9 protein-coding genes and 1 pseudogene are annotated in these 12,554 nt (G+C 47.1%); 6 read left to right on the plus strand and 4 right to left on the minus strand.

Translation table 11 applies throughout. The features are described from left to right. Positions 1-44 precede the first annotated feature (44 nt). The 4 genes from OEY58_13720 to recJ form a co-directional block, all read right to left on the minus strand. Positions 45-2,150: an EAL domain-containing protein gene (locus OEY58_13720; GenBank protein ID MDH5326511.1), complete on the minus strand. Its 2,106-nt coding sequence runs from the start codon at positions 2,148-2,150 to the stop codon at positions 45-47. A gap of 240 nt (positions 2,151-2,390) precedes the next feature. Then, positions 2,391-3,920, minus strand: coding sequence for a lysine--tRNA ligase (gene lysS, locus OEY58_13725; GenBank protein MDH5326512.1), 1,530 nt, complete (start codon positions 3,918-3,920; stop codon positions 2,391-2,393). Positions 3,921-3,975: 55 nt separating this feature from the next. Beyond that, positions 3,976-5,074 (minus strand): peptide chain release factor 2 gene (gene prfB, locus OEY58_13730; GenBank protein MDH5326513.1). Its coding sequence is split into 2 segments (ribosomal slippage): positions 3,976-4,998 and positions 5,000-5,074, totalling 1,098 coding nucleotides; the frame shifts between segments, so codons are not numbered across the junction. A gap of 73 nt (positions 5,075-5,147) precedes the next feature. Continuing rightward, positions 5,148-6,938, minus strand: coding sequence for a single-stranded-DNA-specific exonuclease RecJ (gene recJ, locus OEY58_13735; GenBank protein ID MDH5326514.1), 1,791 nt, complete (start codon positions 6,936-6,938; stop codon positions 5,148-5,150). A 98-nt stretch (positions 6,939-7,036) separates the two neighbouring features. Here recJ and moaB point away from each other — a divergent pair, with 98 nt between their 5' ends. The 6 genes and pseudogenes from moaB (at position 7,037) to OEY58_13765 (ending at position 12,550) form a co-directional block, all read left to right on the plus strand. Next, entirely contained in the window at positions 7,037-7,552 is a 516-nt protein-coding gene (gene moaB, locus OEY58_13740; GenBank protein ID MDH5326515.1) for a molybdenum cofactor biosynthesis protein B, read from the plus strand. Between the two features lie 192 nt (positions 7,553-7,744). Further along, positions 7,745-7,843 (plus strand): annotated as a pseudogene (locus OEY58_13745) (prepilin-type N-terminal cleavage/methylation domain-containing protein). Next, entirely contained in the window at positions 7,820-8,194 is a 375-nt protein-coding gene (locus tag OEY58_13750; protein ID MDH5326516.1) for a type II secretion system protein GspG, read from the plus strand. The pseudogene OEY58_13745 and the gene OEY58_13750 overlap by 24 nt, the downstream one beginning before the upstream one ends. 10 nt (positions 8,195-8,204) lie before the next feature. Further along, entirely contained in the window at positions 8,205-11,036 is a 2,832-nt protein-coding gene (locus OEY58_13755; GenBank protein MDH5326517.1) for an EAL domain-containing protein, read from the plus strand. 305 nt (positions 11,037-11,341) lie between these two features. Next, positions 11,342-11,686 (plus strand): helix-turn-helix domain-containing protein, encoded by a 345-nt coding sequence (locus OEY58_13760; protein MDH5326518.1) that lies wholly within the window; start codon positions 11,342-11,344, stop codon positions 11,684-11,686. A gap of 57 nt (positions 11,687-11,743) precedes the next feature. Continuing rightward, positions 11,744-12,550, plus strand: a complete 807-nt coding sequence (locus OEY58_13765) for an HDOD domain-containing protein (GenBank protein ID MDH5326519.1) — start codon at positions 11,744-11,746, stop codon at positions 12,548-12,550. Positions 12,551-12,554 lie beyond the last annotated feature (4 nt).

A 12,554-nucleotide genomic window follows, 5' to 3' on the forward strand; every position in this document is an offset into this window, starting at 1 on the left:
CTAACTTCATTGCCAGGATATTGCGGGATAGCACAAGCGACAGATCACATAGTAACCAGTTGCCGTTGTTCCGGTCGACGTTCTTTTACCAGCATTTCCACCACTTGATCCGCGCGCATAGGTTGAGCGTACAGGAAGCCCTGACCTATGTCACAGTCGTGCTCCCGTAGAAACTCCAGCTGAGCTTTGTCTTCAATCCCCTCGGCCACTACTTTCAGATTTAAACGATGTGACATGGCGATAATGGAATCCACAATGGCGGCATCATCTTTATCGTGTACGATATCAGAGACAAACGACTGATCGATTTTAAGCACATTCAAGGGTAGCTTTTTTAGATAACTCAGGGAGGAATAACCTGTTCCGAAATCATCAATGGCTAAACGAATACCCATATCGTAGAGGCTCTTTAAGGTCTCCAGGGCGTGTTCCGGGTCTTCCATGACGCTGGTTTCGGTAATTTCCAGCTCCAACCAACAGGGATCAACACCGGTTTCATCCAATACCGTTCGAATCATCCCCACCAAATCTTTGTAGCGAAATTGTGTGGGCGATAAGTTTACGGCAATGGGAATAGGCATATTGATGGTATCCATCAATCTACGGATATGCAAACAGGCGGAACGCAGCACCCATTCGCCTACGGAAATGATCAAACCGGTTTCTTCCAACAAAGGAATAAACTGATTGGGTAACACAATTTCGTTATTTGTCGGCTTCCATCTCAACAGAGCTTCAAAACCAATAATATTGTCGCTAGTCAAGTGTATTTGCGGCTGAAAATACAACTCGAACTCCTGTCGATCCAGCGCCCGCCGCAAGGCACTTTCCATTTTCAAACGATCTGCGGAATCCACATTCATAGCTTTATGATAAAATTGGTAGCTGCCACCCTGACGCTTGGCGTGATGTACGGCTGTATCCGCAAACTTAACCAGCTCGTCGTAGTCCTGGGTATCATCCGGAAAAATAGCGATACCGATGCTGGGAGTCAGAAATATTTCTCTACCCTCGACCCAAAAGGGTTCGGAAAAAACCTTCATGACAGAATGCGCAATGGCATCCACTTCCACACTTTGATCCAGGTCGGGGCAGGCAATGGCAAACTCGTCACCGCCGAAACGGGATACAAAATCGCGATCATGGATACTGGCCACCAAACGTCGACTCACCTGTTGCAATAAACGATCGCCGGTATGATGCCCTAAGGTATCGTTGATTTTGATAAACCGATCCAGATCCAGATGCAACAAAGCAACCCTGCGATTATTATGCAAAGCGTTGACCATCGGTTGCTTAAAACGGGAGCGGAACAAAGTGCGATTGGGCAAGTCGGTCAATGCATCATAGTGGGTTAAATGTTGGATTCTTTCTTCGGCCCATTTTTGTGCACTCAAATCCGTAAACCCGGCAATATAGTGCGACACTTCGTTATTCTCAGTCCGCACCACACTGATGCTGAGCCATTCCGGATAAATTTCACCACTACGGCGCCGGTTCCACACTTCACCCTGCCAATAGCCTTTTTCATTAATGGAATGCCACATTTCTTTATAAAAATCTTCACTATGGCGACCGGAGCGCAGTATTTTTGGGGTTTGACCCAGAATGTCTGCCTGGGTATAACCGGTAATATTAGTAAAGGCTTTATTCACTCTAAGTATGCGAGTCTCTGCATCAGTGATAACGATACCCTCTACACTGCTCTCAAATACTTTCGCCGCCAGGCGCAGATCTTCTGAGGCGGCAATCCGGGCGCGTCTTACCTGGACTTCGCGTAACTCCCGTTCAATGGCGGGAACCAAGCGAGCCAAATTGTTTTTCATGATGTAGTCGTGGGCGCCGGCGCGCATTACCGTTACTGCGGTCTCCTCCCCTATAGCACCGGACACAATAATAAACGGCAGGTCGATCCCCGTACTTTGTAGTAATTGCAAAGCTTCAGTACCACTAAAACCGGGCAGGTTATAATCCGATAAGACCACATCCCACTGTCGCGACTGTAGCGCGGACAGCATTTCGCCGCGATTTTCAACACGGACGCAATTGGCATCCAGCCCGCCGTTGTTGAGTACGCGTAACACCAGACACAAATCATCCTGAGAGTCCTCAACCAATAATATGTTCAGTTTCTTCGCTATTGGTGACATATTAACCATCTGCTACGAGATTGTATGGGTTGATGTGCGGAATTTGGAAACATTGCTACTAAAGATAGCAAAGATTTACGTAAGTGCTATGAAATAACCAAATTCTTGGAAATGAAGAATTTGCTACACGAAAAGTTCAAAACTGACTATAAATAAGACACCTGCAACAGTGTCTAGAGACTATTCCGCATTTAAGAAACTCAAATTTTACAAAACCGGGGGCCGTTTCCCGGTTTCATCTCACAATTTACGCATATGCGGGAACAGCAATACATCCCGAATGGAAGGCGCGTCTGCCAGCAACATCACCAAGCGGTCAATGCCAATACCCTCTCCGGCGGTCGGCGGCATGGCATGTTCCAGTGCAACTATATAGTCTTCATCGTAGTGCATAGCTTCGTCATCACCGGCGTCTTTTTCCTCAACTTGTTTCCGAAAGCGGGCAGCCTGGTCTTCCGGATCGTTTAACTCGGAGAAACCATTAGCCAATTCTCTACCACCCACAAAAAATTCAAACCGATCCGTTACAAAAGGGTCGCTGTCCGAACGACGCGCCAATGGAGAAACTTCCGTTGGATAAGCCGTAATAAAAGTAGGATTTTTTAATCGATGCTCTACGGTTTTCTCAAATATTTCAATTTGAACTTTACCCAAACCGTAGGTGGACTTCAGCGGAATACCTAAGGACTCAGCGACCCCTCTGGCACTGTCCAGATCGTTTAACTGCGATTGCTGTAAATCCGGGTTAAAATGCAAAATAGACTCCAGCACTGTCATGCGGGCAAATGGCAAAGCAAAATCATAGCTATCACCCTGGTAGGACACCTGGGTAGTCCCTAGTATATGCTGTGCCATGGAACGCAGCATGTCCTCGGTTAGATCCATTAAATCCTGGTAATCGGCATAAGCCTGATAAAATTCCACCATGGTAAATTCGGGGTTATGGCGCGTGGACAAGCCCTCATTACGAAAATTACGGTTAATCTCATATACCCGCTCAAACCCACCCACCACCAGGCGTTTTAAATACAGTTCCGGAGCAACCCGTAGAAACAATTCCATATCCAAAGCATTATGAAAGGTCTTAAACGGTCGCGCCGTAGCTCCACCGGGGATGCTATGCATCATGGGCGTCTCCACCTCCATGAACTGATGCTCATTCAAATAAGTCCGCATGAAATTGATCACAGCAGAGCGGATGCGAAAAGTTCTTCGCGTCTCCTCATTCATGATCAGATCCAAATAACGTTGGCGGTATTTGGTTTCTGTATCCGACAACCCATAGTATTTTTCCGGTAACGGCCGCAAGGATTTTACCAGCAGCTTAATTCGGTCCACACGAATGGATAACTCGCCCGCCTTGGTGCGAAACACCGTGCCTTCAGCACCGATGATGTCACCTATATCCCATTTCTTGAATTGCTGATTATAAAACCCTTCGGCGAATACATCGCGGGATATGTACAATTGAATCTTTCCCGTCATATCCTGAATATGGGCAAAACTGTTCTTGCCCATGATTCGCCGAGTCATCATGCGCCCGGCCACACTGACTCGAACCGGATTCTGTTCCAAATCCTCGTCACTGCCGGCTTCGTAACGATCGTGTATCTCCGCAGCAAGTGAATCCCGACGAAATGTATTGGGGTAAGCACCACCTTCTTCCCGCAGGGAAGCCAGTTTCTGCTTACGCTGGGCAATGAGTTTATTTGTATCCTCAACGCTGATGGGGTTATCTTCGGATTTATTGCCCTGGTTTTCGTCTGTCATAGTCTCTAATTCTTTTGATACTGTTCTTTTTAAAGGTGAAGGTATCGTTTACAACTTATAAACCACTTTTCAAACTGGCTTGGATAAATTGATCCAATTCACCGTCCAATACTGCCTGGGTGTTGCCTGTCTCCACTCCTGTTCGTAAATCCTTTATGCGCGACTGATCCAGCACATACGAACGTATCTGACTGCCCCAGCCAATATCCATTTTGGAGTCTTCAACCGCCTGCTGGTCCATATTGCGTTTCTGCACTTCCAACTCGTACAACTTGGCCTTCAATTGTTTCATAGCAGTGGCTTTATTTTTATGCTGGGAACGATCGTTCTGGCATTGCACCACGACATTGGTGGGTATATGGGTAATACGCACAGCCGATTCGGTACGGTTAACATGCTGACCACCGGCACCGGAGGCGCGATATACATCGATGCGCAAATCGGCGGGATTGATTTCAATATCAATATCATCATCCACTTCAGGCGATACAAATACCGATGCAAAAGAAGTATGGCGGCGGTTTCCGGAATCGAAAGGAGATTTTCGTACCAGCCGATGTACTCCCGTCTCAGTACGCAACCAACCGAAAGCATATTCTCCTTCAAAGCGAATTGTGGCACTTTTGATACCCGCCACCTCCCCTTCGGAAACCTCTATCAATTCGGTTTTGAAGCGACGCTTTTCACCCCAGCGCAAATACATACGCAGCAACATTTCCGCCCAATCTTGCGCTTCGGTTCCGCCTGAACCCGCCTGGATATCCAAAAAAGCGCTGTTCGCATCCATTTCACCGGAAAACATGCGGCGAAATTCCAAGGAATCCAATTCTGTCTCGTAGGAATCCAAATCGGCGACCACCGAGTTTACGGTATCTTCATCCCCTTCCTCATCGGCCAGTTGCAGTAACTCCGAGGCATCCAGCAAACCTTTTTGTAAGCGGGTCAAGCCGGTAACAGCAATTTCCAGTTGGGCACGTTCCCGGCCCAATGTCTGAGCTCTTTGCGGATCGTTCCATATTTTCGGGTCTTCCAGCTCCCGCGTTACTTCAACCAGCCGTTCGCTCTTAGTATCCAGGTCAAAGATACCCCCTCAGGGCATCCACCCTGGCGGTCATATCTTTAATACGCGCATGAATTAATGCAGTTTCTATCATAGTGATATCGTCAATAACAAAAACGGGCAATCATACACCAGCGCGCTGCATTCATAAAGGCTTGCACACACCACTAAACCGTCTCAAGGGTTTCCCGCCTTACTGCGGTCCCGGCAGGGCGCCCCCCTTCCAGAGGCCTAATATGTTGCACCAACAGCTGCAAGGAGACTTTGCCGTTGTATTCATTGATTCCCAATTGATAGACCAGTAACACTTTTTGCACTTGCAAAGGCCAGTGTTCATCGGTCACACCAAAAGCGATCGCATCCAACTCTGTTTTACCTTGACTGGGTCGCAATCTCAATTTTAGATGCTTTTCACCCACCACCCGCCGTTCCAGTAATTCAAATTCACCATCAAACAGCGGTTCCGGAAAAGCCTGTCCCCAGGGACCACCGAACTTAATCAGGCGAGCCAGTTCCAGGTTCAGATACTCCAGCGGTAACTCGCCATCAGTCATTACAGTATGGCCGATGTCAGCAGGGCTGATATGGCGCCCCACTTCAGCAGCAAACTCTTTGGAGAATTCCTCATAGGCCCGCCGCTCCAGAGTCAATCCGGCCGCCATGGCATGGCCGCCAAATTTTTTCAACAAATGAGGTTTTCGAGCCGCCACCGCATCCAGCACATCGCGTATATGCACGCCGCTAATGGAACGAGCCGATCCCTGAATTAAACTATTTTGGGGCTTATCACTCACATCAGCAAAAGCAATCACCGGTCGATGCACTTCATCTTTGATTCTTGATGCCAGGATTCCGATAACCCCTTTATGCCAGGCACCGTCGTATAAACACAGACCCAAAGGTAAATCCTGCTCCTCCCCCAGATGCATGTCCTGCAACCATTCCATCGCATCGCGCTTCATTTGCGATTCGACCTGTTTGCGATCCTGGTTTAAGCGGTCCAGCTCCCGCGCTAAGGCCAAGGCCTGCTCCGGACTATCCGTTAACAAACATTCGATACCGATGGACATATCTTCCATGCGTCCCGCTGCGTTCAAACGAGGCCCGAGGGCGAAACCCAAGTCCGCAGCCACCACACTGTTTTGACGTCGACCGGACACCTGGATCAATGCCTGAATCCCGGCGCAACAGCGGTTTTTTCGTATTCTGGCCAAACCCTGCGCCACCAAAATTCGATTGTTCCTATCCAACGCGACCACATCGGCAACCGTACCCAAAGCCACCAGATCCAGAAGTTGCGCCAGATTAGGCTCCACTTGCCCTTTTTGACGAAACCAATCGCACTCCCTCAGTGACGCTCTTAAGGCCAACATCACATAAAATATAGTACCCACCCCGGCTAGAGACTTGCTGGGAAATGCATCGCCCATACAATTGGGATTCACAATAGCGTCTGCCGACGGCAAGGTTGCTGCGGGCAAGTGATGGTCCGTCACCAACACTTTAACCCCCAAGGCCTTTGCCCGTTCCACACCTGCGTGACTGGAGATGCCATTGTCAACCGTTATGATCAAGTCCGGCGTATAATCCCGGGCCAGATCAACGATTTCCTCTGTCAAACCATAGCCAAAATGAAACCGATTGGGTACCAAATAAGACACTGATGTCAAACCAAACAATCGCAAGGCCCGTACAGCCACGGCGGTGCTGGTGGCACCATCGGCATCAAAATCCCCCACCACCAACACCCGCTGTTGTTGATCCAATGCCTGGCGTAATAACGCAACTGCTGCGCTTAAGCCACCCAAAGCCTCATGGGGCAACAGCTGCTGTAGTGAAGATTGCAATTCCTGTTGTGATTCCACCTGGCGTGATTGATACACCCGGTTCAATACCGGGTGCGAATCTAAGACTATATTTTTATTGCCGGTTTTCCTGCGAACAATGGTAAATTCCATACGCTCCGTACTTCCTTATTTTGCCGGATTGGTTTTGTCTGTCTGGTTTTATCTGCGTGTAAGCGCGTATAATAAACGACTCCGACCAGGAATATAACATGAGCAAAGAATTCATCCCGCTAAACATAGCCGTTCTCACTGTGTCTGATACGCGAAATGATGCGGATGACAAATCCGGTCGTCTTCTGGTTCAGCGTCTGCAACAGGCCGGACACCACTTGGCTGACAAACAAATTGTCAAAGACGATATTTATCAGATTCGCGCCGTGGTATCTGCCTGGATTGCAGCGGCCGGTGTCAACGTCGTTGTGAGCACAGGCGGCACCGGCGTCACCGGTCGTGACGGCACACCTGAAGCTATTGCTGTATTATTAGACAAAACCATCGAAGGCTTTGGCGAACTGTTCCGTTCCATCTCCTATCGCGACATTAAAACCTCGTCGCTACAGTCCCGCGCCCTGGCGGGGGTAGCCAACGGTACTTATGTATTTTGCCTGCCGGGTTCCAGCGGCGCCTGCACCACCGCCTGGGATGAGTTAATCGAAGCTCAGTTGGATCACCGAACCTCCCCTTGCAACCTGGCCATGCTCATTCCCCGACTTCAAGAAAAATAGAAGAGCCGTTAACTATCTGTTTTCAATAAATTTCATTATTCGACCTCCGATCCCAGATACCACTTAAGATTTATTTCACATATCCGTTATTAGAACTGATGAAATAAGAAAACGTGACAGAACCGGCGGCCACCGGTTCGTTGGAGCTTGCCAACCATCATCGTTCTAAGCTTTTCTATTTATTGGGATTTTATGATGTCCAGAGGTTTTTCCTTAATTGAACTAATGATAGTTTTGGCCATAATGGCCATTATTGTGGCATTCGCCATCCCCGCCTACGAGGACTATGTGGACAGCAGCAATATCGCTGTTGCCAAAGCGGATTTAGTGAAAGTGTCCCAAGCGATCGAACAATATTATCTCAAAACCAGCAGTTTCCCGAATTCCCTGACAGATATAGGCTTTGACACCTACCAAGACCCATGGGGTAACAATTACCGCTACCTCAATATAAGCACCGTCACCACCGGTGTTGGCCCTTTAAGAAAAGATCGCAATCTCAATCCCGTCAATTCCGACTATGATCTGTACAGCGTCGGCAAAGATGGTGTCACATCCTCCAATTTTTCCGCTCAACGTGCCTTGGACGATATTGTCAGGGCCAATAATGGAAAATACATAGGTTTGGCCTCAGATTACTAGTATTCCAGCCATGCGCTTTAACATCACGCTATTCCAAAGCAAAGTCACACGACGAATGTTTATTCTGTTCGTCTTATCCGCATTGGTTCCTGTAAGCGTACTCACCTTAATGACTTATAAACAAATCGGTGTGCTTATTGATAAGCAAAGCACTCAGTTTTTGCACCAAAGCAGTAAAGCCATTGGACTGCGTTTATTTGAAAAACTACAAAACATGGCAACAGTCACGGACCGCTTCAATACTTTGCAAATAACAAATGAATCCGAGCAAAGTACAATACAAAAGAAAATACAACAAGACCGTCTCCTGGACCGGCTCTTCAGCAATATCAGCTTACATAAGAAAGGTAAAAGCTGGCAACTCTTGGGGGACAAACCGGATTTACCACCTTTATCCATAAGTGAACATAACCGTTTGAGTAGTGGCGGCCATGTACTGGTATCGGAGATCAATGAGAACGGTGACAGAGAATTTTACTTAATAAAACAAGTTAACCCCGGTCGCCAATTACTGGTTACCCATATTAGCTCATCTTATCTTTGGGATATCGATCACTTTTTGCCCTCGGACACGGAAGTATGCATTCTCGATCATTTGTACAAAATTCTATTCTGTACAAACAATATTAAACTGATAAAGGATCAAACACCGGCCGTGTTATCTGCAGCGCAGACCCACTCTTCCTTTGATTGGGATTATGGTGATATGGAATACACCGCCTATGTCCGACCGCTGTTTCTCAAAGGCGCTTTCCAAAGCCCGGATTGGACCATTGTGTTGTCGACCCCCAAAGCTCGCATACTAAAACCTCTAAAACGATTTCAAAACTTGTTTCCACCTTTGATAGCGCTGTCCATATTACTAGTTGGCTTGTTGAGCAGCCATCAGATTCGGAAAAGCCTCATTCCTTTGGAAAAACTGAAACAAGGGACACAAGAGATTTCCGAAGGCAAATTCACCGCGAATGTGGAAATTCACAGTGGTGATGAGTTTGAAGACCTGGCACAGTCCTTTAACAAAATGGCAAAAAAACTGGACACGCAGTTCAAAAGTCTACAGATCGTTGCTGAAATTGACAGGATCATGCTCTCCTCGCTGGATGCCAACTATATTGTCGAAACCGTAATGGATCGAATAAAAGATATTACGGAAGCTGACAAAAGCTTGATCTATAGAACCAGTACGCAACTAAACAACGAAGCGGCCAAAATATCCATCTATCACGCCAGCGTCGCCCTCAGCACTGCGGAAACCGAATTGCTGCAACGTAATCCCCGTTACATTTTTGTTCGTAACACAAACGAATTCCCTCTGTTTCTAAAGGATCTTAGTTATGAGGGTGCACGATGCCTGGTCATGCTCCCCATTTATTTGAAAAATGAACTGCATGCCACCGCCGTGGTTGCATACAATGAAGAAGTGGATTTTGATCAGTATGATTTCCAGCACGCTCGGGAACTGTCGGACCGAATCGCCGTCGCCCTGACCAATGCCGATTGGGAAGACAGGGTCTATCGGCAAACCAACTATGATTCGGTAACAGGTTTACCCAACCGAAAACTATTATCAGACCGGCTGGAACAAGCCATGCAGCGGGCCAGAAGGGATCACACCCAGATCGCCATCCTGCTCATTGATCTTGATCGTTTCAAAGCAATTAACGACTCCCTGGGGCAATCATCAGGAGACAATATACTAAAACTGCTGGGTGGACGTTTTCAACATTGTATACGCGAAACCGATACCCTGGTGCGTTTTGGTGGTGATGAATTTGTTGTAATCATGTCCGACATCCCAACCAGTAACAATATGGTCAACATTGTGAATCCACTGGCCAAGTCGCTGCTAAATGCGGTTATTTTGCCTTTCAAAATCGGCGGCCATGAGATCAATATAACTGCCAGCCTGGGCATTGCCCTTTTTCCCAGCGACAGTCGTAACGCAGGTGATTTATTGAAATATGCGGAATCGGCCATGTATCATGCGAAATCTATGGGCAAAGGCGGCTACCTGTATTACTCAAAAGATATAGATGCCACCACCCTGTCACAACTGGTTCTGGAAAACGATTTACGACACGCATTTCAAAAAGACGAACTGGAACTGTATTATCAACCTCAATTCGAGTTACAAACAAACACCATAGTATGTGCTGAAGTTCTGGTTCGTTGGAACCACCCCAAGCTGGGATTGTTGACACCGGATAAGTTTCTACCCCTGGCATTGAACACCGGCCTGATGGTGCCCTTAGGGAATTGGATAGTATCCAAAACCATTGAACAAATACACAACCGTATCCAAAACAACATACCCCTGATTCGTGTCGCCATCAATATCTCCGCACATCATTTCAATACAGGCAACCTGGTGGAGAAAATTCGCCAAGCCATGTTGGAGAAACAAATCAGTTCTGAAATACTGGAACTGGAAATCACGGAAGACACTGTCATGAGCGACTTGGATAAAACGTTTAATATTCTGCAGGAACTAAAGCAACTGGGCATAAAACTCGCCATTGACGATTTTGGTACCGGCTACTCCTCGCTCAGTTACTTAACTCGATTCCCCATTGACTATTTAAAGATAGACCAGTCGTTTGTTAAAGAACTGCCTCATAGCAACAGCGTTTCATCCATTGTTGCCGCGACTATTGCCATGGCACACAGTTTGAATCTAAAAGTCATTGCCGAAGGAGTCGAGAACAAACAACAACTGGAATTCTTACGCAATAAGAATTGCGATATCGTTCAGGGTTTTCTATTGAGCAAACCTCTACCCCAAGATAAATTAGTCCGGTTGTTAATCACAAAGGACCGGGATGATCGCACTGCCGCGTCCTGAAACGGTACTCCAATTAACTTTCCATCGGCCACTCCCAACATCAGTTAATATATACACCGGAAACAGCGTCACCTGACTTGCAGTCCTCTGAGGTTATAATCGTCCCAAAATGCCACACCAAAACAGTCAGCATTGCTTTTTCCATTAAAATAAATCAAAATGCTGGCCCATGAAAGACAGCATCAACACTCGGATATGTTAAAGCCTTTCACAGGCGCGACGGTTTCTTACCACCCCTTCCCCATATACTACATTCACAGGTTGAGATTAACTCAACCTGGCACTACAGTTGCTTCAGTAAAACTATGACGGTAGGAGCAACTCTTCTTGCGCTGCGACGGGCACGCGGTCTCAGTTTAACCGACATTGAAAACATGACCGGCATAAATAAAGGTGCCCTATCAAAATTTGAACGAGGTATCGAAGGATTGGGCCAACAAAAATTGGATAAGTTGTGTACATTGTACGGCACGACTCCTTCCGTAATCTATGCCATTGCGCGAGCTGCCACCCATAATCCCAAATTATTGTCAGAACAGGAAAAATTACAATCACTGGTAAAAAATTTATCTAAACTGATAAATAGATACTTGGCTGCCAGTGATTCAGTTCGAACGGATGTGGAAAAACTGTTGAGCAAAACTAAATAGGCACAAACCAACGACACACACGTTCGAATATCGACGGCATCAGAAGGAGTTTGATGTATGCAATTGCAGGAGTTAATCGACAACCCGGAACTGCCTTCATTACCTGAAGCGATTGTTCGACTTAATGACGCCGTGGCGCAAAACAAGTCGTTAAAAATCATCAATTCAATTATTAGTCATGAACCGGGATTGTCAGCTCGCACCCTGGAACTGGCCAACAGTGCCTGGTACAGACGCCAACAATCGGTGGACACGGTGCGCGAAGCCATCGCCATCATTGGCATTGATTCATTGCAGCAACTATTGTTGGCAAGCTCGGTGACTCGAATATTTTTTGGTGTCCCAGAGAAACTCATGGACATGAACACATTTTGGAACGATGCCATACGTTTTGCCTGCTACGCAAAAAGCGTGGCGGAGCAATGTGGTGAAGCAGCGGTTTCTGCCCAACTTTTTACCGCCGGTTTACTGACACCCATCGGCAAACTCATCCTGCTTTTATATGCACCCGATCAAGCTGCTGCATTGCTACAAGGCAAAGGTGGTTTTGAGGAGGAACAACAGACTCTGGGATTCAGCTGCAATCAAATATCAGCCGCCCTGCTAAAAAAGTGGCGTACGTCCGAAGCACTACATGCTCCTATAGGCTGTTATCACGCCCCGCAGCATTGCAGCGCACACCAAACCAGCGCTCATATTCTCAAACTGGCCGCCTTGCTTAGTCTCAACGACTCTAACGGTGAAGGAAAACCAGAAGACAGCCCCAGCTATAAGACTTTAAAGCTGTCGGCTGATTCCTTGAATCTCATCCATCAAACTGCAAAAGAAGCAATACACAACGCCAAATCACTGGTTGGCCTTTAAAGCA

The sequence above is a fragment of the Gammaproteobacteria bacterium genome, assembly GCA_029882975.1.
Classification (GTDB): domain Bacteria; phylum Pseudomonadota; class Gammaproteobacteria; order SZUA-152; family SZUA-152; genus JAJDNG01.